Genomic DNA, 23,989 nt, shown 5'->3' with positions numbered 1-23,989 from the left:
CATGGATATGCTCTCCGCCCTTGCGCAAGGCTTTGCGGTCGCCATCACGCCGACCAATCTGGCTTTGGCGCTGTTCGGCTGCTTTGCGGGAACGCTGATCGGCGCGCTGCCGGGCCTTGGTCCGGTAAACGGCGTTGCCATTCTCATCCCGCTCGCCTTCTCGCTCGGGCTGGAGCCCACCTCGGCGCTCATCATGCTGTCATGCATCTATTATGGCTGCATGTATGGCGGGCGCATTTCGTCGATCATGCTCAACATCCCCGGCGATGAACCGGCGATCATGACAACGCTCGACGGCTACCCCATGGCGCGCGCCGGCAAGGCGTCGGAAGCGCTGGCCATCTCTGCCGTCGCCTCCTTCATCGGCGCGACCTTCGCCACCATCGGCCTCACCTTGTTTGCGCCGCTTCTGGCCAAGGCCGCCATCTATTTCGGCCCCGCCGATTATTTCGCACTCTATGTCATGGCGTTCGCCACCATTGGCGGTATCACCTCGGTCAATCCGTTCAAGACGTTGCTCGCAGCCTTCATCGGCCTGATGATCGCGACGGTCGGTCTCGACCCGGCCACGGGCACCGCGCGCTACACCGCCGGTTCGTTCCATCTCTATGACGGGTTCGATCCCATCGTTGCCATTGTCGGCCTTTTCGCCATCTCCGAAGTGCTGGTCTATCTGGAGCGGGTGCATCAGGGCGAAACCAAAATGGTCCCGCTTGGCCGTGCGCTGCCGCGCTTCAAGGACATGATGTCCGGCGGCTGGGCCAATCTGCGCGGCTCGGTCATCGGCTTTGTCTGCGGCATCCTGCCGGGCGCCGGCGCATCACTCGGCGCGTTCATGTCTTACATCGCCGAACAGCGCTGGAGCGCCAAGGACGGCAAATTCGGGCAGGGCGATCCACGCGGCATCGCTGCGCCCGAGGCCGGCAACAACGCCGCGTCCGGCGGCGCGCTCATTCCGATGCTCACGCTCGGCGTTCCCGGCAGCGGCACCACCGCCGTCATGCTGGCGCTGCTCATCTCGCTCAACATCCAGCCCGGCCCGCTGCTCTTCGACCGGCAGCCGGAACTGGTCTGGGGCCTCATCGCCGCGCTCTATCTGGCCAATGTCGCGCTGCTCATCATGAACATCCCGATGATCGGCCTGTTCACGCGCATGCTTTCCATGCCGCAATGGGTGCTGATGCCCTTCGTCGTGATGGTCAGCTTCCTGGGCGTCTACTCGATCAGCCATTCCACCTTCGACCTGTTCGTCATGGTCGGGTTCGGCGTGATCGGCTACATCCTGCGCATGCTGGGCATTTCGCTGGTGCCGGTCATTCTGGGGCTGCTTCTGGGTGCGGACATGGAAAACAATCTGCGCCGCGCACTCTCCATCTCGAATGGCGACTTCCAGATTCTGGTCTCAAGCCCCATCGCGCTGACACTCTACGCCATCACCGCAACCATGCTGGGCCTCGCCTTCCTGCTCGCCTTCCGCGCCCGCAGGCGAAACCGCGCTGCGGCGGGCTGAACCAGCGCGAGCCCACCTCCACACTTCGTCATCCTCGGGCCTGCCCCGAGGATCCATGCCAGAACCGCAATCATCTGCGCCGACAACGGCATGGATACCCGGCTCAAGGCCGGGCATGACGAAAACCGGAGAGCAAAGCGGGACGCCCAACCTTCAGCGTGACCGGCAACAACCTGCGCATGTCAGGCCCCGCCTTCCTACGCACTTTCCCCGCGCACTTTCCGCGCGCAGAGGCAAAACAGCGCGACAGCGGGCTGAACCAGTTCCAGCCCACCTCGACACTTCGTCATCCTCGGGCCTGACCCGAGGATCCATGCCAGAACCGCAATCATCTGCACCGACAACGGCATGGATACCCGGCTCAGGGCCGGGCATGACGAAAACCGGAGAGCAAAGCGGGACGCCCAACCCTCAGCGTGACCGGCAACATCCTGCGCATGTCGGGCCTCACCGTCCTACATGCTCTCCACGCGCACTTTCCGCGCGCAGAAGCAAAACCGTGCTACGGCGGGCGGAACCAACCCCAGCCCTTCACACTTCGTCATCCTCGGGCCTGACCCGAGGATCCATGCCAGAACCGCAATCATTTGCGCCGACGACGGCATGGATACCCCGCTCAGGGCCGGGCATGACGAAAACCGGAGAACGGGATCAAAACACCCGAGCGCCCTTCACGACACACTGTTGACAGGTGTCACCCGAAGACGACCGTCTTGTGCCCGTTCATCATCACCCGGTTTTCCAGGTGCAGCTTCACGGCGCGGGCCAGAACCCGGCTTTCAATGTCGCGGCCGGTGGCAACGAAATCCTCTGCCGTCATGGCATGCGTCACACGCTCGGTTTCCTGCTCGATGATCGGCCCCTCATCGAGATCCGGCGTCACATAATGCGCCGTCGCGCCGATCAGCTTCACGCCGCGCTCATGCGCCTGATGATAGGGCTTCGCGCCCTTGAAGCTCGGCAGAAACGAATGGTGAATGTTGATCACTTTGCCGTAGAGACGGTTCGAGAGCTCGTTCGAAAGCACCTGCATATAGCGCGCGAGGATGACGAGATCCGCGCCCGTCTCCTTGAATAGCTCAAGCAGCTTTGCTTCCTGCTCCTGCTTGTTCTCCTTGTTCACCTTCCAGCAGTGATAGGGGATGCCCTCCATCTCCGCCGTGTGGCGTGAATCCTCATGGTTCGAAACGATGGCCACCACCTCGGCGTCCAGCCAGCCGACACGGATCTGGTAGAGCAGGTGCAGCAGCGCGTGATCGAACTTCGACACCATGATGATGATCTTCGGCCGCCGCGTCGTGTCGCTCATCGCGGTCTTCATGTCGAAGCGCGCAATGGCCGGCTCCAGCGCGCGCATCAGCCCGTCGCGTTCCACGCCCTCGGGCGCGGTCGCGGCAATGCGCATGAAGAAGCGGTTGCTCTGGCGATCCCAGAACTGGTTGGATTCAGCGATGTTCGCACCCAGACCGGCGAGTTCCGTCGTCACTGCCGCCACGATGCCGGGGCGATCTTCGCAGGTAAGATTGATGTGAAACGTCTTCTCGGTCATGGCTTTGCCTGAACTTGTGATCTGAAAGGAAAAGCGCCCGCAGGCGCGGGGCGTTTTATACGCCATCGAACGAGGATTGAAATGGTTTTAGTGTCTCACCAAGGCTGACGCTGAGTGACAGCCGGGCGCAGCCTGCCTCAGGCAGCCAGCCAGCGTTCGGAAAGATGGGTTTTGGCCGTCCGCACGCTTGCCTCCAGCGCATCGCCCCGGGCAAGGCCAGCAGCGACGGCGCTCGCCAGCATGCAGCCGGTGCCGCGCATTGCGCCGGGCAGGCGCGGTCCATCAAAACGAAGCGACGGCCCGTCCGCCCGAAAGAGCGTGTCAACCGCGCGAACACCACGCGCATGTCCACCCTTCACCAGCAGCGCGCGCACGCCCCCGGCAAGCATCCGGCCTGCCTGCGCATGCCGGTTAGCCTCGCATTCCGCTTCTTCCTCTCGCGTCAAAAGCGCCAGTTCCGGCAGGTTGGGCGTCACAAGGCTGCAAAGCGGCATCAGCTTTTCGCGCATGGTTTCAATCGCATCTTCGGCAAGCAGCGCCCGCCCGGAAGACGAAGCGATCACCGGATCGAGCACCACCGGAATGTCGGCATTTGCGCGCAGAATGGCCGCGACGCGCTCCACCGTCTCACCGGCTCCCAGCATGCCGATCTTGATCGCCGTCACCCGGTTTGCCGAAAGGGCGGCAAGCATCTGTGCTTCCACCATCTCAGGGGCGCAGAGGTCGACGCGGCTCACCGACTCATGCGTCTGCACGGTCACTGCCGTCACGGCAAGGCATGTCTTCACGCCGAACGCCGAAATCGTCTCGATGTCGCGCGCAATACCGGCCCCGCCGGAGGAATCCGAGCCGGCGACCACCAGCACATGCGCCGCACTCATCGCCATTTCTCCGTCGCCGCAAGCCATTCGCGGGTGCGCGCTTCCGGATCGGGGTTCAGCGTTATGTCCGTCACCACGGCGGCGCTGTCCGCACCGGCTCCAAACACGCCGGGCAACCGCTCCGGGTTCAGCCCGCCAATCGCCACCAGCGGCACATCGCCGACACGCTTTCGCCAGTCGGCCAGCCGGTCGAGCCCCTGTGGCGCCCATTTCATCTTCTTCAGGATCGTTGGATAGACCGGGCCGAGCGCCACATATTCCGGTTTTTCGGCAAGCGCCGTGCGCAGTTCCGCTCCATCATGGGTGCTGATGCCAAGTTTCATCCCCGCCGCGCGGATCGCGCCAAGATCGGCTTCCGCCAGATCTTCCTGTCCCAGATGGATGAAGTCGCAGCCCGTCTCAATGGCAAGCCGCCAGTGGTCGTTGACGATCAGCTGGCAGTCGTGACCGGCACAGATGCGCTTTGCCTCGGCGATCTCGGCCTTGAGGTTTTGCTCATCCATCTCCTTGATGCGCAACTGCACCAGCTTCACGCCCAGAGGCACAAGCCGGGCAATCCACGCCGCGCTGTCAACGATGAGATAAAAGGGATCAAGCTTCATTCGAAAACGGCCTTGCCAATAATCGGGGTTGAGGGAACGGCCATGTCGCGCGGCTCCAGCGGCCCGGCGCGAAAAGCCACGTGGCCGGCCTCGACCGCCCCGGCAAAGGCTGCCGCCATCGCTGCCGGATCGCCGGCCTTTGCAACGGCCGTGTTCAGAAGAACCGCGTCGAAACCAAGCTCCATCACCATGGCCGCATGCGAGGGGCGTCCAAGTCCCGCATCCACGATCAGCGGAATGTCGGGGAAATGCGCCCGGATCGCCCGCAATCCGTCCACGTTCACAGGCCCGCGCGCCGAGCCGATGGGCGCGCACCAGGGCATCAGAACCTCGCATCCCGCCTCAAGAAGCCGTTCGGCCACCACCAGATCGTCGGTCGTGTAGGGAAACACCCTGAAACCCTCGGCACTCAGGATGCGCGCGGCTTCCACGAGGCCAAACACGTCCGGCTGAAGCGTGTCATGGTGGCCGATCACTTCGAGCTTGATCCAGTCCGTGCCGAAAAGCTCGCGTGCCATCTGCGCCGTGGTCACCGCTTCCTTCACCGAGTGGCATCCGGCCGTGTTGGGCAGAACCCGCACGCCCAGTTCCCGGATCAGCTCCCAGAACTGCCCGCCAGTGCGGTTTCCCGCCGTCTCGCGTCGCAGCGACACGGTCACGATATCGCAGGCCGAAGCCCGCACCGCCTCGGCCATGATGGCGGGGGAAGGGTATTGCGCAGTGCCCAGCAGAAGCCGCGATGTCAGCGTTTCGCCGTAGAGCGTCAGCATGTCAGCCTCCCTGCATGGGCGAGAGGATTTCGATCCGGTCGCCTTCATCGAGCGTGCAGAGAACGCGCTCTCCCGCCGGCACCAGTTCGCCATTACGCGCCGTGGCGAGAAAGTCGGGCGCATAGTCGAGTTCATCGAGAAGGGCGGCAAGCGTCGTTGCCGTCACGCGCTGCTCCTCGCCATTAACCGTGAGCTTCATTCAGAGCCTCCACGCGTTCGTTCAGGATCAGGGCCGCCGCCTCCTGCGCCATTGCGGGTGAGAGCAGAAAGCCATGGCGATAAAAGCCGTTCACGCTGATTCCCTCCCGGGTCTGCTTCACCCGCGGCAGATTGTCGGCATAGGCCGGGCGCACACCGGCGCCCGTCTCCACGATCTTCGCTTCCGCAAAGGCCGGGTGCAGGCTGTAGGCCGCGTTCAGGAGTTCCATTGTCGAGCGGGCGCTGATCGGCCCGTCATCATCGCTTTCGATCATCGTCGCACCGACCATGAAGTGATGCCCCTCGCGCGGCACGATATAGACCGGAATACGCGGATGAAGCAGACGCACCGGGCGTGAAAGGCTGATCTCTTTCGTGCGCAGCAGAAGCATTTCGCCGCGCACCCCGCGCAACCCGTCGTCAGCGGCCGCCATGCCGGTGCAATCGGCAATCCTGTCCGCCTCAACCGGCGTATCATTACCGTAAGCGAAGCGTACACCTGCCGCTTTCAACCTGGCGATCAGCGCCGTCATCGCCCGGCGCGGGTCGAGATGCGCTTCGTCCCGGAAGAAGAGCCCACGCCGAAACCGTCCGGCGAGATCGGGCTCCAGTGCGGCCACGCCGCCGCCATCCAGCCAATCATGGCCGCCCGTGCGGGTGGCGAAGCGGTTGAGTTCTGCTGCATCGCGCGCAGGCGCGACCACCAGCGTTCCATTGCGCAACACATGGCCGGGCAGCGCCGTGTCCCACCAGTCCGCAGCAAGGCGTCCCAGTGTCAGAACCGGCTCCTCCGCGCTCTCGCGCTCGCACCAGGGCGCAAGCATCCCGCCGGCAAGCCATGAGGCGCTGCCCGCCGGTCCGGTGCGAACGTCGCAGACAGTCACCTGCGCGCCCGCCCGGACAAGCTCATGGGCCAGCGTGAGGCCGGCAATGCCGGCCCCGCGAATGAGGACATGCATGGGTCAGTCCCCGTTCTCCGCCGCCACCTGGTCGAGCGGCATGTAGAGATCGCCGCCCTCGCGGAACTTCTCCGCCATCTTCGCCATCCCCTCCTTCTGCGCCTCGGCGCGGATATCGTGGGAAATGCGCATGGAGCAGAATTTCGGGCCGCACATGGAGCAGAAATGCGCCACCTTGTGCGCCTCCTTCGGCAGGGTCTGATCATGGAAATTACGCGCCGTTTCCGGGTCCAGCGAGAGGTTGAACTGATCCTCCCAGCGGAACTCGAAGCGCGCCCGCGAAAGCGCATCATCGCGGATCTTCGCCGCCGGATGCCCCTTGGCGAGGTCCGCCGCATGCGCTGCGATCTTGTAGGTGATGACGCCTGTCTTCACGTCATCGCGGTCAGGCAGGCCCAGATGCTCTTTCGGCGTGACGTAGCAGAGCATGGCCGTGCCATACCAGCCGATCATCGCCGCGCCGATGCCGCTCGTGATGTGGTCATAGCCCGGCGCAATGTCCGTGGTGAGCGGCCCAAGCGTATAGAACGGGGCCTCGCCACAGACCTCGAGCTGCTTGTCCATGTTTTCCTTGATCTTGTGCATGGGCACATGACCGGGGCCTTCGATGATAACCTGACAGTCCTTCTCCCAGGCGATCTTCGTCAGTTCGCCCAGCGTTTCCAGCTCGGCAAACTGGGCTGCGTCATTGGCGTCGGCGATGGAGCCGGGCCGCAGGCCGTCGCCCAGCGAGAACGACACGTCATAGGCGCGGCAGATGTCGCAGATTTCCGCAAAGTTCTCGTAGAGAAAGCTCTCCTTGTGGTGGTCCAGGCACCACTTGGCCATGATCGAGCCGCCGCGCGAAACGATACCCGTGACACGGTCGACCGTCAGCGGAATGTAGTGCAGGCGCACACCCGCATGGATGGTGAAATAGTCGACGCCCTGTTCGGCCTGTTCGATCAGCGTGTCGCGGAACACCTCCCAGGTCAGGTCTTCGGCAATGCCGTTCACCTTTTCCAGCGCCTGATAGATCGGCACGGTGCCGATCGGCACGGGCGAATTGCGGATGATCCATTCGCGGATGTTGTGAATGTTGCGGCCGGTCGACAGGTCCATCACCGTATCGCCACCCCAGCGCGTCGCCCACACCATCTTTTCCACTTCCTCTGCCATGGAAGAGGTGACGGCGGAATTGCCGATATTGGCGTTGATCTTCACGAGGAAGTTGCGGCCGATGATCATCGGCTCGGCTTCCGGGTGGTTGATGTTGGAGGGGATCACGGCCCGGCCGCGCGCCACCTCGTCACGCACGAATTCCGGCGTCACGAAATCGGGGATCGATGCGCCAAAGCTCTCGCCGTCGCGGGCAAGCGCGGCCTTGGCCTGCGCGCGTCCGAGGTTTTCGCGGATGGCGATGAATTCCATCTCCGGCGTGATGATGCCGGCGCGCGCATAGGCGAGCTGCGTGACGGCCTTGCCGTCCTTCGCTTTCAGCGGCTGATGGCGAATGGGAAATTCCGGCGTCAGCCGGTCGCCGGTGGCAAAACCATTGTCTTCCGGTTTGACGTGGCGTCCCTCATAGGCTTCCACGTCGCCGCGCGCCTTTACCCAGGCTTCGCGGATGCGCGGCAGGCCCCTGTCGATCTCGATCAGCATGTCGGGATCAGAGTATGGGCCGGAGGAATCGTAAACGGTCACCGGCGGTTCGCCGGCGCTTGGATGCACGGCGATTTCGCGCATGGGCACGCGAATCTCGGGGTGAAGCGTTCCGGGTTTGTAGACCTTGCGCGACGCCGGCAACGGGCCGGTGGTTACGGTCGGGGCAAATGCGTCCATGGGTTCAGAGCCTCCTCTGCTCGTTCAGCAATGGAGACCCAGTTCGTGCCGAGAGGAGGAAGAGCTGTGACGTTCCTGTACGGAAACGGTTTTCGGCCGCGATAAGCCTGTGACCCGCCAAGCATGCACCATCCCTACGCCAGTATGAACTGGATCAGGTTCATCGGGTCACTGCGCTGCATGGAAAACCATGCCAGCAGAATCTCAGCCCCTTGGCGGGACCCCCCAGGTGAGGCTTTAGGGTGGGCGAAGGCGGTGCTGCTTGTCAAGCAGGCTGACGCGGTTGTGCAGAACTCCGCGTCAGGGAGGGCCGGCCGCGCTGAGCGGCCGGGCCGGAATGCTTAGGGTCAGGCCCCATTAATATGGCCGCAATGGTCGGCCTGATTTGTGCGGATACGCGAAGCAAGGCCGCAGGAAGACTTCACGTCTTTCAAGGCTTTGCGACAAAGTAGCCCGTGCAAATCAGGCTGATCCGAAGGACGCTCGATAGACCGGCGACCTGCCGCGTCAAACCCCTTGACCGGGGGAAGACCCCGCTCTGCGGGCTTTTCCTGGCATCTCTTGGTCTATCGAACGCCATTGCGGTCATATTAATGGGTCCTAACCCTAGGTCAGGCCGGTTCGGTGACCTTCCGGGCGACCTTGCCCAGGAAATCGAGGCAAAGGTCCAGCTGCTCGATGGCAACGAACTCGTCGGGCTTGTGCGCCTGGCGGATCGAGCCGGGGCCGACGATTACCGACGGGATGCCGCCGATGGTCTCGAACACACCGCCTTCCGAACCGTAGGACACCTTGCCCGACCACTCCGGCATGATGTCGCGGAAGAAGGCGAAGCCGTCGGTCGACGTGCTGTCGCCCATCGCCGGATAGGCGAAAATTTCTTCCCATTCGATGCCGGTTTCGGCGCATTTCGCCTGCATTTTCGGCAAAATTTCTTCGTTTGCGCGCTTTTTCAGAGATTCCAGTTCGGCCCGCGCATCATGGGTCGGCAGGCTGCGAATCTCGAAGGTGAAGCTGCACAGATCCGGCGTCACATTGGTGGCGACGCCGCCGGAAATCATGGTCGCCAGCATGGTCGAATGCGGCACCGTGAAGTCGCGGTCGAAGGGGCCTTCCTCGCCGATCTGCTCGCCGCGTTCGGCGATCATCGAAACGATGCGCGCCGCATAGTCGATGGCGTTGACATGATCGGGCGCGAAGGAGGAGTGGCCGGACGTGCCATGCACATGGCAGCGCATGGCGATCTTGCCCTTCTGGCCGGTCACCAGCGTCATATCGGTCGGCTCGCCGATGATCGCCAGCATGGGCGGCACGTCGAGCGCGGCCAGCCATTCGGCGATGGCCGGCGCACCGAGGCAGCCCACTTCCTCGTCATGCGAGAAGCAGAGCCAGACCGGCCTTTCCAGCTTCGCGGCTGCCAGCTGCGGCACCATCGCCATGACACAGGCGGCAAAGCCCTTCATGTCGCAGCTTCCGCGGCCATAGAGCTTTCCGTCGCGCTCGGTCAGGTCGAACGGACCGGAGGTCCAGCCCTTTTCCAGCGCCGGCACCACATCGGTGTGGCCGGACAGCACGACGCCGGGAACGTCGGCAGGGCCGATGCGGGCGATCAGGTTTGCCTTCTCGCCCGTCTCGTCCAGCAAAATGACCGGCTCGATGCCGTATTCCCGCAGGAACGCCGCCATGTGGTCGATGAGCGGCCGGTTCGAGTAGCGGCTCGTCGTATCGAAGGCGACCAGATCCTTCAGGCGGCTCTTGGCATTCTCAAGCAGTGACATGGTGGACTTTTCGGCCTCAGGCATTCTGTGCAGCACGGTTCTCTCGGTATTTTTGCCACTCCCGGCGGATCGTCAGGCCGACGAAGAACACGATCAGACCTGCGAAAATCCAGGAAATGGCGGACTGGAAGAAGACGGACGGGTCACCGCGCGAAATGGCCAGCGCGCGGCGCAGATTGTCCTCGAACATCGGCCCCAGAATGAAGGCGATCAGGAACGGCGCCGGGGGGATGTTCAAAAGCAGCATGATGAAGCCGACCACGCCCATGATGAGCAGGACGGTGACGTCGAACATGTTGCTGGAAATCGAATAGATGCCATAGACGCACAGCATCAGGACCACAGGCGTCAGAAGCACCTGCGGGATCGACGCGATGTGCGAGAAGAAGCGCACCGTCAGCTTGCCCGCACCGAACAGCAGAACCGAGGAGAACATCATGCCGATGAACAGCATGTAGACCTCGTTCAGATTGTTCTGGAACAGAAGCGGGCCGGGCGTGAGGCCCTGGATCATGAACGCGCCGAGCATGACGCCGGTGATCACGTCGCCGGGAACGCCGAGCGCCAGAAGCGGGATCATGGTCGCGCCGCAGCAGCCATTGTTGGCCGATTCAGAAGCCGCGATGCCCTCCAGCTCGCCCTTGCCGAAATTCTCGCTGTTGGGGGAGGAGCGACGCGCCTCACCATAGGAAAAGAAGGCGGCGGCCGACGGCCCGATGCCCGGAATGGCGCCCAGAATCACACCGATGAAGCTGCCGCGGATGATGGATTTCACGGAGCCACGGAATTCCGCCAGCGTCAGCCGGTTGTCGCCAAGTTTCATGGCCTGGCCATGGTTTTCCTCGCGGAAAACGATGAGACGCAGAAGCTCGGGCAGGGCGAACAGACCGATCAGAACGGGTGCCACGGAAAGGCCACCCTTCATGTCCTCGGTCATGGCGAAGCGGAACGAGCCGTACATGTCCTCGCCGACGGTTGCCAGAAGCAGACCGAAACAGGCCGACACGACGCCGAGCAGCAGCGAGCCGCCGGAAATGGAGGCGACCATGGTCAGCGCGAAGGCCATCAGCATGAAATATTCCGGCGGACCAACGCGCAGCGCCAGAAGCGCCAGCGGGGCCGCGAGGAAGATCAGCGAAATGTTGGACAGGAAATCGCCGATACAGGACGAGATGAGCGCCATGTTGAGCGCCTTGCCGGCCTTGCCCTTCTGGGCGAGCGGCCAGCCATCAAGCACCGTACAGGCGGCGGACGCCGTGCCCGGCGTCTTGATGAGGATCGCCGAGATCGACGCGCCATAGGTGCTGCCCTTGTAGAGCGCAACGAGCAAAAGAATGCTGGTGACGGGCGACAGATAGAAGGTGAAGGGCAGGGCGAGCGTCACCGCCATGGTGCCGGTCATGCCCGGAATGGCGCCGATGATTACACCGGCCAGGATGCCCGCGCCCATGGCCAGCACATTGGCCAGCGTGGCGACGGATTCGAATGCGAAAAGAAGATCGTTCCACATGTGTTGAGCGGTCCTGGTGGCGTTCTCAGTTGAAGGTGGGGAAGATGCCCCAGCTCCCCTGAGGGAAGGGCGTGTGCGTTACATTACCGAAGAAGAGCTGCAGGCCGAGCGGCAGCAGGACGGCCAGCGCAAGCACTGCGACCCAGCGCGACGAAGCTCCGGCGAGAATGAAGGCAGCGAGCGCCAGCAGCATCGATGACGGCAGAAAACCGAGGCGCGGCGCAAGAAAGACGAAGCCTGCAAATGCGGCGAGCGCCAGCGCGAGCCGGATCAGCCGGTTGCGCCATTCCGCAGGCGAGGCAGGCGAATATTCCGCCTCTTCCGGAGCTGCACGCCCGCCGCTGAGAGCCACAAGCACCATCGCCAGAATGCCGAGCGCGAGGCCCAGAATGGAGACGGTGCGCGGCCACATGTCGGGCGGGGGCGCGAAGCCTGGAATGAAGGAAGGACGCGGCACGTGGATCGGGATCAGTGCGAAAAGCACCACGCCGAAGAAGAGGGCGATCAAAAAGCCCCGGAGCATTCCCTTGTTCAGCATGCCGCGTCCTCCTGGTTCTTAAGTTGGCTTACTGAATGTAGCCGAACTCGCGGGCGAGCCCGTTGAACAGCTCGTACTGCGACTTGGCATAGGCAGGCATGTCTTCCTTGCCAGCCGTGGAGATGGAGCCGCGGCGCTTGGCCAGCTCAAGCCAGGTCTCGTCCTCGCCAACCTTGTTGAGGGTTTCCTGCCAGCGGGTCACGACCTCTTCCGGCAGATCCTTCGGGCCGTAGAGTGCGCTCCAGCCGGTGATCTGGCCAGCCTTGTCGAAGCCGAGCTCGGCTGCGGTCGGGACGTCAGGCAGCGTGTCCATGCGCGACGGTGCGTAGACCATCAGAGCGCGCATCTTGCCGGACTCGATATGCGGCATCAGCGAACCGGCCGCGATGGCGAGGAAATCCACATGGCCGCCCAGAAGCGCGGTCGCGAGAGCGCCGCCGCCCTTGTAGGGCACGAGGGTCGCTGCCGTCAGCGGGTCGAGTTCATTGTCGGCCAGCAGCGCCTGAACGGTGAAGCCGTCAATGGCGGTCGCGCCGGATGCGCCATAGGTGAGGGCGCCCGGCTCGGCCTTCATCGCCGCGATGAGCTCTTCAGCCGACTTGTAGGGGGAGTTTTCCGCCACGGCGAGGATCATCGGGGTTGCTTCGAGCGAACCGAGGAAGGTGTAGCCATCCCAGCCGACCGGGGAGCTTTCCTGAACCGCCGGGTAGAGCGCCATGCCGACGCGGGCGAGAAGAAGCGTGTAACCGTCCGGCTCGATCTCGGAAACGAAACGAGCACCGATCATGCCGCCATTGCCCGGCTTGTTGACCACGACAACCGGCTGGTCGCCGAGATAGTCACGAGCGGTCTCGGCCAGCGCGCGCGCCGCCATGTCCGAAGCGCCGCCTGCGCCATAAGGCGCAACGATGGTCACGGCCTTTTCCGGATAATCGCCCGCGTGCGCCGTGCCGGCTGCGAGAACGAGAGCGGCAGCAGCCACAATGTTTTTCAGTACAGATTTCATGCAGGGTCCTCCCTGGGAGAGTGAAGCCATTCGCCCGGATAGACCGAGCGCACGCTTTTTTTTGCACAGTATGCTTTATTTCGCAAATTATGCCTGTTAGTATTACTATTATTAATAGTGACTATTGAGGATGCGCAGATGAACCTGAAACAGCTCGAGGCGTTCGACGCCTTCATGAGCCATGGTTCCGCGACGCGCGCGGCTGCGGCGCTGAAGATCAGCCAGCCCATGGTGAGCCGCCTTCTGGGGCAGCTGGAAGAGACGATTGGCTTCCCCCTGTTCGTGCGCAAACGCAACCAGCTCATGCCGACCCATGAGGCGATCCTGTTCCACACAAATGTCTCGCGTTCACTGACCGCGTTTCAGGAGCTGGAGCGCGAAGCGCGCGCCATCGCCAACCGGCAGGTGGGGCGCATCGTGGTGGCTGCGCAGCCGATCTATGTGGACACGTTCCTGCTGGATGTGGTGGCGCGCTTCAAACAGACGCACCCGGACGTGGCGGTGAAGATCGTCGATACGGGTCTTGAAGAGCTTCTGCGCATGTTCAACGAGGGAAGCTGCGATCTGGGTGTCGGCATCACGCTGGATGCGAGCCCCTATGGCGCGAGCCTCATTAACCTGGGGGCCTGCGAGGCGCGCTGCCTGATCCCGAAGGGGCACAGGCTGGCGGGCAGGGATGTGGTGCAGATTGAAGATTTGCGGCGCGAAGTGTTTGTGGAGCTGGCCATCGGCAGCCCGCTGCGCACCCGCGTCGACTACATGATGCAGACCGCCGGCGCGCAGCGCCAGATCGCGGCGGAGGCGCGCACCCTGCGCGCGGTGCACGGCCTCGTGCGGCGTGGCGTCGGCATTGCTATCGTCGATCCGTTCAGCAGTCTTCTGCCTTCGGGCGACGATGTGATCGAGCGGCCGCTAAAGCCCTCCATCCCATGGGAAATGGCGATCTTCCATCACGAAGACCGCCCGCTGAGCCGGATCGAAAACGCCTTCATCGACACGATCCGCGCCGAGATCGGCATGCTGCGCGAGCAGGGCGTTCTCTCCTAAGGCAGGCCCTCAGGGCACGTCATTGTCGGCGGCGCGGCCGCCTTCGCTTTCCCAGTCGGACATGCTTCTGGAAAGGGTCGCATCGAACCGAAGGCGCACACCTGCGCCGCCATATCTGTCTTCATCGATGAATTCCGCGCCAAGCGTCTCAAGCGCCGTCTCGATGCTTTCAAGCTGCGCATCATCCGGTTCCGACAGCATCTGCTCATATTGCTCGATCACGAAGATCGGCACATTCGCGGCATTGGCCAGCACCTCTCTGGAAACGCGGGTCATGGCCCGCGCCGCGCGGCACTGTTCGGGTGTGATCGACATTGCAGACGTTTCCCTTTCGTCGGTTTGGCGCGCCTCTCGTTCAGCGTGCCCCCATTCAGCGTGCCCCGCGCTCAGCGCGCCATGAAGACCGGCACTGCCGGTTCTTCGATCATCGACCGCGTGACGCCGCCGAAAATGCGTTCGCGCAGCCGCGAATGCCCGTAAGCGCCCATGACCACAAGATCGGCCTGCATGTCCTGCGCGCGACGCTGAAGCGTTTCGGCGACGCTGCGGCCGGAGCTGGTGACGCGCTCCACGGTCACTTTCGCACCCAGGCGGGCCAGATAAGTCGCGAGATCCGCGCCCGGTTCTTCGCCATCCGCACGCTCGCCGGCCTCGGGGTCGATCATCACCACATGGACATTGCCGGCAGCCGCGAGCAGGGGCCTTGCCTCATGCACGGCCCGCGACGCCTCCAGACGGCAATCCCAGGCAATCATGATGTTGCTCGCGACGAGCGCCATGGGCCTGTCGTCCGGGAAGATCATGGCGGGAATCTGGGCATGGAAGAACAGGCCGTTCAGCACCGGGCCGCGCAGATCCTCGTTGTTTCTGAGATCCGCTCCAATGACGGCGAGATCCGCATAGCGCGCCCGGCGGCCGACCACATCGTCCACCACGGTCCGCTCCACGAAAACACTGTCGACATCCGCCGAAACCTGCGCCTTGGCGATGATATCATTGACCTCTTTCACCCGCTGGCTGAGGCGCTCGATATCTGCCTGGCGCTCGACGGCCCAGGTTTCCGAAACGGTGGCGGCATAGGTGCCAACCGGCGGTGGAGCGGCGATGCCGAGCACCTGAACGGCCAGATGAGACTCGTTCTGCTCGCAAAGCGTCAGCGCCTGCTTCAGGTCATTGTCGCCCTGACTGGCAGAGATCACACAGAGTATTGTCTTGTAAGACATCGTCGCTCTCCCAAAACCGTTGAATGCAATCAAGTATGGTCCCTGTCCGGCCCATCCGCCTTGTTCTGGATCAAGGCGGAAGGCTGCGCCATGGCTCTATTCCGCCTCACGGTCGGCCAGCCGGCCCGACATTTCCTCGACCGCAATGCGGAAGAACAGGTGCGGCTGTTTCGTCGTGACGGGAAGAACCGGCTTCAGACCGCCAGGCAGCCACCAGTTTTCGTGCTGGCTCAGCAATTGCCACGCCTGCTCACGCTGCTTCTTGTGGCCGATCTCGTTTGGCAGTTCCTCGAAACGGCCATTGACGACCACGCTGCGCCAGCCCTTCTCGTCCTTCTCCTCAATCAGCATCGAAACACGCGGATTGGCGCGCATGAAATCGATCTTGCGACCGGGAAGCGAGAAGGCATAAAGGCTGCCCTGCGCATGCACATAGTGGATCGTCGCCAGATAGGGCTCGCCATCCCGGGCGCAGGCAAGCCGGCCGAGCCGGTTGCGATCCAGCACCGCGACGCATTCTTCTTCTGTCAGGGAGCGAATGATCATCGAGCCTGTTTCCTGCTGCTGCCATTACCTCTGACCTTCAGCCGAAACCGACTGAAAGTCGTTGATGCAGATCAAGGGCATTCCATTCCTGTCGACAGGATGCGAGATCTGCGCGTCGACAGTATTGCATCACCCCGCTTGATCTTAATCAAGGAAAATAGCCGTCTATTGTCTTATCCATCGCAATGAATGTGGCTCCGGATGAAGTATCCCGCAGGCCACGACAAGCAGGGAGGCTCTGACCTTGAACAGACGCCAGTTCATCACTCTTTCCGCCGCCGGCGCCCTTCTTGGCGCATCCGCCCACACCGCGCCGGCCCAGACCGTGAAAACATCCGCTTCCATCGTGATCATCGGGGCAGGGGCCGCTGGCACATCGCTCGCCAACCGCCTGGTGCGCAGGCTCGATGGCGCGAAGATCACCATCGTCGATCCAAGCGAGCGGCATCTTTATCAGCCGGGGCTCTCCCTCGTTGCAGCCGGGCTGAAACCGGCAGATTACGTCGTCTCCTCGACGGCGCACTGGCTGCCGGACGGCATCGACTGGATTGCCGAGGCCGCCACGGAAATCGACCCGGAAGCCCGCACGGTCACGACCAGCGGCGGCCAGACGGTCCGCTATGATTTCCTCGTTGTGGCACCGGGCCTGGTTCTGGATCACGACGCCATCGAGGGGTTCTCGCTCGACATGGTCGGCGAAAACGGCATCGGCGCGCTTTATGCGGGACCGGACTATGCCGCGCGGACTTGGGCTGCGGCCTCGAAATTCACCGAGGAGGGCGGTGTCGGCGTGTTCACACGGCCCGCCACCGAAATGAAATGCGCGGGCGCGCCGCTCAAGCACACCTTCCTCATCGACGACATTGCCAGAACCAACGGCAATGCCGGCAAGACGGAGATCATCTACGCCAACAATTCGCAGGCGCTATTCGGTGTGCCCATCGTGGCCGAGAAGGTGCGCATGCTGTTTCAGGATCGCGGCATCGCGCCGGCGCTCTCGCATGTGCTGAAGCGTGTGGACGCCGGCCGCCGGATCGCCACCTTCGACACGCCGGAGGGCGAGAAGGAGCTTGGTTACGACTATCTCCACGTGATCCCGCCGCAGCGCGCGCCCGATGTGGTGCGCCAGTCGGGCCTTTCCTGGGCGGACAAATGGACCGATCAGGGCTGGGTCGAGGTGGACATGCAGACGCTGCGCCACCTGCGCTATCCCGATGTTTTCGCGCTGGGCGATGTGGCTGGCGTGCCCAAGGGAAAGACCGCAGCCAGCGTGAAATGGCAGGTGCCGGTGGTCGAGGATCATCTGGTCGCGGCCATTGCGGGGAACGAAGGCACGGCAAGCTACAATGGCTACACCTCATGCCCGATGATTACCCGCGTGGGCCGGGCGATGCTGGTCGAGTTCGACTATCAAAACAATCTCGTTCCATCCTTCCCGGGCATCATCGCGCCGCTGGAAGAATTATGGATCAGCTGGCTGATGAAGGAGCTGGCGCTCAAGCCGACCTACAACGCGATGCTACGCGGCGAAGCCTGAGAGGACAGGATCATGAAAGACCTTACATTTGGCACGATGATCGCGGTGTTCGAAGAAATGTTCGGACGCGGTCTGTTCTGGTTTCTGGTTGTGGCGGCCGTGGTGATCACGCTGGCCTATATCTATGTGCTGATCCGCGACCGCTCGGTTTCCATGAAGAAGTTCCTGTGGGCGCAGCTTTCCATGCCGTTCGGCGCGGTGGCGGCGGTGGCGCTGGTGCTGTGGGTGACGAAATCCAGCCTGTCGGATCTCGGCGGGCCGATTGACGTCATCATCTTCCTCGGCATCGCGGCGCTGGGCGCGGTGGGACTTTCGATCCTCGTCTACACCGCCGGCTCACTCATCGCACCGCCGGAGCGCTCGGATGGTTAGATTGGTTCCATAATGTATGTTATGCGATCATTTGATATAGCAGGGTGAGTCCTATCTTGAAGTGCGACTTGCGAGAGATAACAACGACGTATCTCTCGCAAGGAACACCCCATGAAACGCACCTACTCACAGATTGGCGTGGATGAACGCCGCAAGATTGCCCGCTGGCGGATGGCCGGCATTTGCGTTGACCACATCGCCGCGAAACTCGACCGGCATCGTTCAACGATTTTCCGCGAGGTCAAATAGCGGGCATTCGTGACAAAGCCACCTGCCAGCAGCCCCCAATGACTGTCATGCGGACGAACCAGCCGTTGCTTCGCTCTGGATCAACGGCAGCTATTCGTTTACTTTGACTGTCATGCCCGCATTGACCCAAGCCAACCCTCCCCGCGTTCATCGCTGGACCTACGCAGTCGGGGCCAAAGAAGTCTCGGTGGTTCTTCCAGATGGTTGTGTCGATCTGGTTGTCTTGTCCTGCGGCAGGGCGGGAAGCGAGGTTCTTCAAGTCACTGACTGGGACTTCGCGCCAAGGTTGGTCAGGCTCGACGCAGGAACCTGCCTGACTGGATATCGGCTGCGGCCTGGCACCACGCTAGACCTTGCCGAATTCGAGATCGCGGACCGTGACGTGTCGAACCTTGATACAGAGATCGAAGCCCTCACGCGGCATGACCAAGAGATTTCGGAAATCATCGATGCCCTTTGCTTGCCGGGCAACAGCGTTCATCGCCTGGCCCGGCAACAGGGCGTATCGGAAAGAACCCTGCAACGTCGGTTCAGGCACCTGTCGCTTCCAACCCCGGCCTTCTGGCGTCAGCTGGGTCGGGCCCGGCGGGCGGTTCAGGCCCTACCATGTCGCGTTCCGCTTGCCGAGATCGCGGCGCACTACGGCTATAGCGACCAGGCCCACATGACGCGAGAGTTCGTGCGGTGGTTCGGCTGGACGCCCGTCCAACTCCGCCGGAACCCTGCTGCGATTGCCGATCTAGCGCAACCCGGGCTTGGCAACTGGTCATTGGAGATCGCGGGCCTGACGTAGGAAATCCCCGCATCGCTTGTCCACGATGTCGGCGAGGCTGGCGAGCTTGATGTGACGCCGGTGCTTTCCGCCGCCTTCTAGCACCTTTTCCGGATCAGCCAGCTGCGCGCCGTTGGTGAACTCTAGGGAAACGTGGTCCTTGTAGGCGAAAATCCCGCAGAACTGCGATTTGGGCTGCCCGGGAACGCTCTCGACCATGGTTCCCCCATATTTCGCGACAAAGGCCGCCTCCGGCTCGACCGTTGCGACAACAGCTTTCAACTGAGCGACAATTTTGGCTTTCTCTGACTCCTCCATCATAGCCTCAACCCGGCAACTGTACTGCTGTGCAGATTTCGATCAGATACCCATTCGGGTCCGCCACGTATGACGTTGTCTGCCCCCATGGTTCATCGCGCGCGTCCTGAATGAGCGTGGCCCCCGCGTCGAGCGCCCTTTGCAGGGTGCCAGCCACATCCACCGTCTCGAATGCGATCTCGAACGTCGGGGCGTCCGGTCTCGGCAGCGCCGGGTCCTTGTCCAACTGACGCATGAGGGTTCTTGAGGAGAAAGCCAGTTTGGTTTCCCCTGTTAGCAGCTCGCCGTAATCGCCGCTTTCGTGAAGGAAGCCGCGTTCGAACCCAAAAGCCTTTTCGAAGAAGTCGAGCGACGACGAGACGTCATCCACGTAGAGAATCGTGTAGCGAAAGATCATGTGAGGTGTCTCCAACAATGCGACCACAACGATAGGCCACGATGGGATGGCGGTCTTGAAGAAAGCCGACATTCAGCGGCTGCGCAGCATCACGCACTCCGGGCTCCAACCCGCCATTGTGACAGCAGCCATTCGGATTGCTGGTGTACGGCCCCGGCGACCGCTCTGAGCCCATGCTACCGAATGCTGCGCGATGCACGACGGCCGCTTTCGGAGTTCACGTTTGACAGATTAGGACGCTTGTCCTAATCTTGGCTATAGCGACTCTTCAGGGGCCTCCATGTCTCGATCAGCCACTCGCAAACGTATCGAAGAAAAGGCCGATGCGCTGTTCTACGAAGCAGGTTTCGAGGCGACATCCTTTGCGGACATTGCGGGAGCGGTCGGCATCTCCCGCGGCAATTTCTACCACCACTTCAAATCCAAGGACGATATTCTCGACGCGGTCATTGACCGTCGCCTGGCAGCAACACAGACACTGCTCGAGTCCTGGGAAACGGATGCCGCACCGAAAGACCGAATACGGTCTTTCATCCGCATCCTCATCACCAATCGGACCAAGATCATGGCATTCGGATGCCCGGTCGGGACGCTAACGACCGAGTTGGCCAAGCTGGATCACATCGCAGAATCGCGCGCCGCAGAGATTTTCGGCCTGTTTCGCGACTGGCTTGCGGATCAGTTCAGGGCGCTCGGGCATAAGGATGATGCCGGTGCTCTGGCGTTGCATGTTCTCGCCCGCTCGCAAGGCATCGCAGTGATGGTCTCCGCCCTCAAGGATGAGGCATTCCTCAGGGCGGAAGTCTCCGCGCTGGAGGCGTGGCTTGACCGACTTCCCGTTCAAACCTCAACGAAAGACGAGACAACAGTGTTCATCATCTATCTCCGCTTCTCCGAAAACAAATCAGCCGCCTCGGATTTCATGCCGGCCCACAACGATTGGATCGCTCAGGGTTTCGGCGACGGGATCTTTCAATGTGTGGGCTCCCTGACACCGGAAGGCGGCGGCGCGATTCTGGCGACAGGAGAAAGCCGCGAAGAGATCGAGAGGCGCATCAATACCGATCCGTTCGTAGAGCACAATGTCGTCATTGCCGAGATCACCGAAGTCGACGTCAAGAAGACAACACCCGCGCTTGACTTCTTGAAAGCCTGAACGATGCCAAAGCTCTTCACATGAGCCGATGGTGAACCACGCTGGAGCTGGTCAGGTGCGGCGCCGGAGTTCCTCGACTATTACGACAAGGAATGGGGTTCTCCGGTTGCCGTCTACGCTCGGAACGCCAGCTTTCGGGCAGCCACCAGTGCTAATGGGATGACAGAGATGGAGCCGCCACCTGTCCTTCTCCAGAAGGAGACGATCAGGCTGTCAAAGTAAAAGCCAGAGGACTAAGGACAGAAAAATGGTGCGAAGCCAGCAGGGATCAGCCTGCGGTGAGAAAACGGCAACGCCGAACGTCGCCACAGAAGAGCACGAAAATGAAGTGCGTCAATCCAGAACTGTCTAAGGCCCCGCGAAAGCGTCACCTGGCCGAGCAATTCAACTCCCTGGGCACGAACGATTGTCAATGCCTCAGGGATTGCGGCGCGTCCGGCAGAAAATCCTGTCGGACGTCTAATTCCGCCACTTGAAAATCCTGCACATTCGGATCGGGAACTACTTACGGCACCGGGCCCTGTAGATCCGACCGTCGCGACCGCGATATTCGCAATATCCGTTGCGAAGGTTTCGAACGAGAAGCCCGCCCAGCGCCCCTGCGCCGGCGCCAATAAGCGCTCCTCGACCACCGTCGGCCAATCCGCCGACAACAGCACCTGCTGTGGCTCCCACGCCAACGTCCCGCTCTGTGGTGGTGCAGCCAGCTATGGCAAAGGCGGCTGCTGCAACGACAAGCATATTCCGAACCATCGTGTACCTCACAAAAATCCACCCATTGGCACCCTAAAAGGCTACACTTGTTGCAATCTTCAAACAAGCGGCTCCGTCTCACCATCGATTTCAAGAGGATGCAGGCAGGCGCCAGCGCGTTGATTTACGGTGAGCAAATTCGCGTAAGGAACCATGCTAGCGTGGAGTTCTCCGGCTCATGACAGACTGACGGCCTCCCAGCCGTCTCGCGGAAGACGGATTGGACTGGCTGGATGAATGTCCAGACATGTCCCACGGGATCGCGTGTGCGGTAGGTGCGGTCGCCGTGGATCTGGTCTTCCGGCTCCTGCAGGATCTCCGCGCCTGCCTGTCGGGCGTGCTCGCGATGGTCGTCAAGCCCGTCCGCCAGCTTGATGTAGAGAGCCTGCGTGTTCTTCGCCCCGGCGAAGCCGTGCTGGTGACTGCAACCCGATAGGCTAGAAGATGATAAGAGCTCAGAACCCCGGCCCAGCGTTTTTTTAGGAGGCAAGGTTTCCGGGCCAGATGATCATTGATTTGAGGCACGGCCTACCCCGCGCTGTAGTTCCAAAACGAGCAGTATTCAGGCACGCTTTCCAGCAACGTTCTGTGAGAGCCGCTCGCGACCATTCTGCCATTCCGCATGAAAATCACGGCATCGGCGGCGGTCGCGACACTTTCGGAATGGGAAATAAAGATCATCGTCGATTTTCCGAATCTCGACCTGCGGAGGATTTCGACGGCTTTCTGCTCACTGATGGTATCGAGGGCAGATGTGATTTCGTCCATAACGATCACGGGTGCCTCAAGCGCGGTCAGGCGCGCAATTTCAAGCTTCTGACGTTGACCGCCAGACAGGCTGCCACCTTTGTCGCCAACCGAAGACTGAAGATCAACGCTGTCATCTTCGATGAAACGAAGTTCGTTCAGGACGGTTTCAAGATCGGCGCCGGCAATCCTGCTCGGCGGATAAGAGCCTGTTTCCGCGACGGATCGCGGGAAGAATGTGAGGTGCTGCGGAACATAAAGCACGTTCTCGGGAGCAATTGATATTGTGCCCGATTGCGCAACTTCCAATCCTGCCAGAATCTTGGCGAGGGTCGACTTTCCAGAACCGTTCGGGCCGACGATTGCGACTGCCTGCCCCGCCTCAACGGCAAAGGAAAGCTCCGCCAGAATCGAGTTTTCACCATAGGAAAACGAGAGATCATCAACTTGGACGGCCAAGGGAGCGGGCGACAGGCGCAGCTCATAGAGGCCAGCTTTTGGGGTCTCCCCGATACCTGCCAGGTGAAAGGCATCACTGACATTAGCCGACGATACGCCAGCTTGGCGCAGGACGAAACCATAGCTGCTAACGGGAAGCGCAAAACTCAGGACATAGGCCTGCAGGAGAACGAAGTCGCCAACGGTGATGCTACCACCCGCCACGTCAAAAATCGCAACGGAAAGGATGACCACAATCCCCAGACCGATGAGGCCGTATTGGCGAACGGCCGAGTGCAACAGTTTTCTGGACATGCTGACATTGGCGCTAAGGCGATTATCGGCAGCACTGGTGACGCGAGCGACCTCAGATGCAGTCTGGCCATTCACGACTGCCCGGAGCATGTTTCCGAGAAGATCAGAAAGCGCCATTGAAAGCCGGTAGGCTGCGGCATTGGTCTTGGCGGATTCATCCTCATAGGCTCCAGACGTGCGGTAAGAGAACAAACCGTAGGCGACCAGCAGGCCCAACATTATAACACTGTAGGCCACACCGACGACGACAGCGACGATCACGGTTGTCACAATGATCTCGGTCACAAGAGGAAAAACCCGAAACAGCAGCCCTTCGACCAGGGTTCGCAAGCTGTAAGGCAGCCGCTCAAAGGTTCCCTGAAGCGAGGAAGCCCTGTCATCCTGACCGGCCGCCATGGGACGCAGTCTCCGGCTTAGGGCCTTGGTGAGCAGATAGCTCGTAAGATTGTCGCAGATGCGACCTGTATAGGTGATCTTTCCCACGCTGATGACACAGGTGAAGGACCACGAAGCAACAAAGGCGAGCGTTAGAGCAGTTGCCAAAACTGCTTTACTGCCGCCTTCCGTCAAAACGTCAACCGCATATTTCAGGAACAATGGCCCGGACACAGATGTTAGAATAATAAAAAACTCAAAAATAACCCCAACAATAAAATCATAAATTGAATTATTGCTATTTATAATACTAATTATTTTTAGAGTATTTCTAATTATATTCATATTAAATAACAATATTTACTAAATTATATTGACATTAAGCTTATACAGCTCAAAATCAAGATACGAACTCTCAACGACAGATTTTACGCAACACTGGAGTTAAGGAAGGACGCCATGCGCCTGCTTGCCCATCTTCTGAAAACGGCGGCTCCAACCAAGACGCTAACTCTGAACACCACAGCAGCACCGCAAGGCCAACCAGGCTACGCCTCGTTCGACACGCCTTCAGCGCTCGTAACGGTCAACCGACTTTTTAATAAGACTTTTCAAGCCATTC

At 61.3% G+C, this 23,989-nt stretch carries 25 protein-coding genes, 2 pseudogenes and 1 riboswitch; of the genes and pseudogenes, 8 read left to right on the top strand and 19 right to left on the bottom strand.

Annotated elements, in window-relative coordinates:
- Window position 1: 1 nt before the first annotated feature.
- Complete coding sequence (locus AC4PTT_RS22045; RefSeq protein WP_206546442.1) at window positions 2-1,510, top strand: tripartite tricarboxylate transporter permease; 1,509 nt, start codon at window positions 2-4, stop codon at window positions 1,508-1,510.
- Between the two features lie 694 nt (window positions 1,511-2,204).
- Here the strand turns inward: AC4PTT_RS22045 and purU are convergent.
- The 11 genes from purU to AC4PTT_RS21990 all read right to left on the bottom strand — a co-directional run bounded on the left by purU (window position 2,205) and on the right by AC4PTT_RS21990 (window position 13,122).
- Complete coding sequence (gene purU, locus AC4PTT_RS22040) at window positions 2,205-3,059, bottom strand: formyltetrahydrofolate deformylase (RefSeq protein ID WP_206553094.1); 855 nt, start codon at window positions 3,057-3,059, stop codon at window positions 2,205-2,207.
- A 137-nt stretch (window positions 3,060-3,196) separates the two neighbouring features.
- Window positions 3,197-3,946 carry a hydroxymethylpyrimidine/phosphomethylpyrimidine kinase gene (locus AC4PTT_RS22035; protein WP_492162740.1) on the bottom strand — a complete coding sequence of 250 codons (750 nt, stop codon included), beginning with the start codon at window positions 3,944-3,946 and terminating at the stop codon, window positions 3,197-3,199.
- The gene (locus AC4PTT_RS22030) at window positions 3,937-4,542 is read right to left on the bottom strand and encodes a thiamine phosphate synthase (protein ID WP_492162739.1); all 606 of its coding nucleotides are present in this window, start codon (window positions 4,540-4,542) and stop codon (window positions 3,937-3,939) included. The genes AC4PTT_RS22035 and AC4PTT_RS22030 overlap by 10 nt, the downstream gene beginning before the upstream one ends.
- Complete coding sequence (locus tag AC4PTT_RS22025) at window positions 4,539-5,312, bottom strand: thiazole synthase (RefSeq protein WP_206553091.1); 774 nt, start codon at window positions 5,310-5,312, stop codon at window positions 4,539-4,541. The genes AC4PTT_RS22030 and AC4PTT_RS22025 overlap by 4 nt, the downstream gene beginning before the upstream one ends.
- A gap of 1 nt (window position 5,313) precedes the next feature.
- Window positions 5,314-5,511 carry a sulfur carrier protein ThiS gene (gene thiS, locus AC4PTT_RS22020; protein ID WP_206546446.1) on the bottom strand — a complete coding sequence of 66 codons (198 nt, stop codon included), beginning with the start codon at window positions 5,509-5,511 and terminating at the stop codon, window positions 5,314-5,316.
- Window positions 5,495-6,469: a glycine oxidase ThiO gene (gene thiO, locus AC4PTT_RS22015; RefSeq protein ID WP_492162738.1), complete on the bottom strand. Its 975-nt coding sequence runs from the start codon at window positions 6,467-6,469 to the stop codon at window positions 5,495-5,497. The genes thiS and thiO overlap by 17 nt, the downstream gene beginning before the upstream one ends.
- A 3-nt stretch (window positions 6,470-6,472) precedes the next feature.
- Window positions 6,473-8,290 carry a phosphomethylpyrimidine synthase ThiC gene (thiC, locus tag AC4PTT_RS22010; RefSeq protein WP_492162737.1) on the bottom strand — a complete coding sequence of 606 codons (1,818 nt, stop codon included), beginning with the start codon at window positions 8,288-8,290 and terminating at the stop codon, window positions 6,473-6,475.
- A gap of 113 nt (window positions 8,291-8,403) precedes the next feature.
- Window positions 8,404-8,528, bottom strand: a riboswitch (TPP riboswitch).
- A 373-nt stretch (window positions 8,529-8,901) separates the two neighbouring features.
- Complete coding sequence (gene argE, locus AC4PTT_RS22005) at window positions 8,902-10,068, bottom strand: acetylornithine deacetylase (protein ID WP_492162736.1); 1,167 nt, start codon at window positions 10,066-10,068, stop codon at window positions 8,902-8,904.
- Between the two features lie 16 nt (window positions 10,069-10,084).
- Complete coding sequence (locus AC4PTT_RS22000; protein WP_113157037.1) at window positions 10,085-11,578, bottom strand: tripartite tricarboxylate transporter permease; 1,494 nt, start codon at window positions 11,576-11,578, stop codon at window positions 10,085-10,087.
- 25 nt (window positions 11,579-11,603) lie between these two features.
- A complete protein-coding gene (locus tag AC4PTT_RS21995; RefSeq protein ID WP_206546451.1) occupies window positions 11,604-12,116 on the bottom strand; it encodes a tripartite tricarboxylate transporter TctB family protein in 513 nt (170 codons plus the stop codon).
- Window positions 12,117-12,144: 28 nt separating this feature from the next.
- Window positions 12,145-13,122: a Bug family tripartite tricarboxylate transporter substrate binding protein gene (locus AC4PTT_RS21990; RefSeq protein ID WP_113157038.1), complete on the bottom strand. Its 978-nt coding sequence runs from the start codon at window positions 13,120-13,122 to the stop codon at window positions 12,145-12,147.
- A 138-nt stretch (window positions 13,123-13,260) separates the two neighbouring features.
- On the opposite strand from AC4PTT_RS21990, the gene AC4PTT_RS21985 reads away from it, so the two are divergent.
- Window positions 13,261-14,169: a LysR substrate-binding domain-containing protein gene (locus AC4PTT_RS21985; protein ID WP_113157039.1), complete on the top strand. Its 909-nt coding sequence runs from the start codon at window positions 13,261-13,263 to the stop codon at window positions 14,167-14,169.
- Window positions 14,170-14,178: 9 nt separating this feature from the next.
- On the opposite strand, the gene AC4PTT_RS21980 is transcribed toward AC4PTT_RS21985, so the two are convergent.
- From AC4PTT_RS21980 to AC4PTT_RS21970, 3 genes are all read right to left on the bottom strand, one after another.
- Window positions 14,179-14,484 carry an XRE family transcriptional regulator gene (locus AC4PTT_RS21980; RefSeq protein ID WP_113157040.1) on the bottom strand — a complete coding sequence of 102 codons (306 nt, stop codon included), beginning with the start codon at window positions 14,482-14,484 and terminating at the stop codon, window positions 14,179-14,181.
- A 71-nt stretch (window positions 14,485-14,555) separates the two neighbouring features.
- Complete coding sequence (locus AC4PTT_RS21975; protein ID WP_297559075.1) at window positions 14,556-15,392, bottom strand: universal stress protein; 837 nt, start codon at window positions 15,390-15,392, stop codon at window positions 14,556-14,558.
- Between the two features lie 96 nt (window positions 15,393-15,488).
- A complete protein-coding gene (locus AC4PTT_RS21970; RefSeq protein WP_113157042.1) occupies window positions 15,489-15,938 on the bottom strand; it encodes a pyridoxamine 5'-phosphate oxidase family protein in 450 nt (149 codons plus the stop codon).
- Between the two features lie 244 nt (window positions 15,939-16,182).
- On the opposite strand from AC4PTT_RS21970, the gene AC4PTT_RS21965 reads away from it, so the two are divergent.
- The 3 genes and pseudogenes from AC4PTT_RS21965 to AC4PTT_RS21955 all read left to right on the top strand — a co-directional run.
- Window positions 16,183-17,475, top strand: a complete 1,293-nt coding sequence (locus AC4PTT_RS21965; protein ID WP_206553088.1) for an NAD(P)/FAD-dependent oxidoreductase — start codon at window positions 16,183-16,185, stop codon at window positions 17,473-17,475.
- 12 nt (window positions 17,476-17,487) lie between these two features.
- The gene (locus AC4PTT_RS21960) at window positions 17,488-17,847 is read left to right on the top strand and encodes a DUF5368 domain-containing protein (protein WP_206553087.1); all 360 of its coding nucleotides are present in this window, start codon (window positions 17,488-17,490) and stop codon (window positions 17,845-17,847) included.
- Between the two features lie 111 nt (window positions 17,848-17,958).
- Window positions 17,959-18,093: pseudogene (locus tag AC4PTT_RS21955) on the top strand (helix-turn-helix domain-containing protein); the annotation flags it as partial.
- Between the two features lie 349 nt (window positions 18,094-18,442).
- Here the strand turns inward: AC4PTT_RS21955 and AC4PTT_RS21950 are convergent.
- Window positions 18,443-18,634: a hypothetical protein gene (locus AC4PTT_RS21950; RefSeq protein ID WP_492162927.1), complete on the bottom strand. Its 192-nt coding sequence runs from the start codon at window positions 18,632-18,634 to the stop codon at window positions 18,443-18,445.
- On the opposite strand from AC4PTT_RS21950, the gene AC4PTT_RS21945 reads away from it, so the two are divergent.
- Window positions 18,557-18,889: a helix-turn-helix domain-containing protein gene (locus AC4PTT_RS21945; protein WP_492162924.1), complete on the top strand. Its 333-nt coding sequence runs from the start codon at window positions 18,557-18,559 to the stop codon at window positions 18,887-18,889. The two genes, AC4PTT_RS21950 and AC4PTT_RS21945, sit on opposite strands and share 78 nt — an antisense overlap.
- Here the strand turns inward: AC4PTT_RS21945 and AC4PTT_RS21940 are convergent.
- Together AC4PTT_RS21940 and AC4PTT_RS21935 are read right to left on the bottom strand one after the other, a co-directional pair.
- Complete coding sequence (locus tag AC4PTT_RS21940; RefSeq protein ID WP_283801065.1) at window positions 18,863-19,186, bottom strand: DUF1801 domain-containing protein; 324 nt, start codon at window positions 19,184-19,186, stop codon at window positions 18,863-18,865. The two genes, AC4PTT_RS21945 and AC4PTT_RS21940, sit on opposite strands and share 27 nt — an antisense overlap.
- 7 nt (window positions 19,187-19,193) lie before the next feature.
- Window positions 19,194-19,583 (bottom strand): VOC family protein, encoded by a 390-nt coding sequence (locus AC4PTT_RS21935; protein WP_492162735.1) that lies wholly within the window; start codon window positions 19,581-19,583, stop codon window positions 19,194-19,196.
- Between the two features lie 280 nt (window positions 19,584-19,863).
- Between AC4PTT_RS21935 and AC4PTT_RS21930 the strand changes: the two are divergent.
- Window positions 19,864-20,418, top strand: a pseudogene (locus tag AC4PTT_RS21930) (TetR/AcrR family transcriptional regulator); the annotation flags it as partial.
- 822 nt (window positions 20,419-21,240) lie between these two features.
- On the opposite strand, the gene AC4PTT_RS21925 reads toward AC4PTT_RS21930, so the two are convergent.
- Complete coding sequence (locus AC4PTT_RS21925) at window positions 21,241-21,480, bottom strand: YMGG-like glycine zipper-containing protein (RefSeq protein ID WP_113157161.1); 240 nt, start codon at window positions 21,478-21,480, stop codon at window positions 21,241-21,243.
- Between the two features lie 232 nt (window positions 21,481-21,712).
- Between AC4PTT_RS21925 and AC4PTT_RS21920 the strand changes: the two genes are divergently transcribed.
- A complete protein-coding gene (locus AC4PTT_RS21920) occupies window positions 21,713-21,928 on the top strand; it encodes a hypothetical protein (protein ID WP_492162734.1) in 216 nt (71 codons plus the stop codon).
- Between the two features lie 92 nt (window positions 21,929-22,020).
- On the opposite strand, the gene AC4PTT_RS21915 is transcribed toward AC4PTT_RS21920, so the two are convergent.
- Window positions 22,021-23,712, bottom strand: a complete 1,692-nt coding sequence (locus tag AC4PTT_RS21915; RefSeq protein WP_492162733.1) for an ATP-binding cassette domain-containing protein — start codon at window positions 23,710-23,712, stop codon at window positions 22,021-22,023.
- Window positions 23,713-23,989 lie beyond the last annotated feature (277 nt).

The sequence above is a fragment of the Nitratireductor sp. WH36-1 genome (assembly GCF_058725515.1).
Note: the sequence above shows the minus strand (reverse complement) of the source record. Positions and strands in the feature narration are given on the sequence as shown.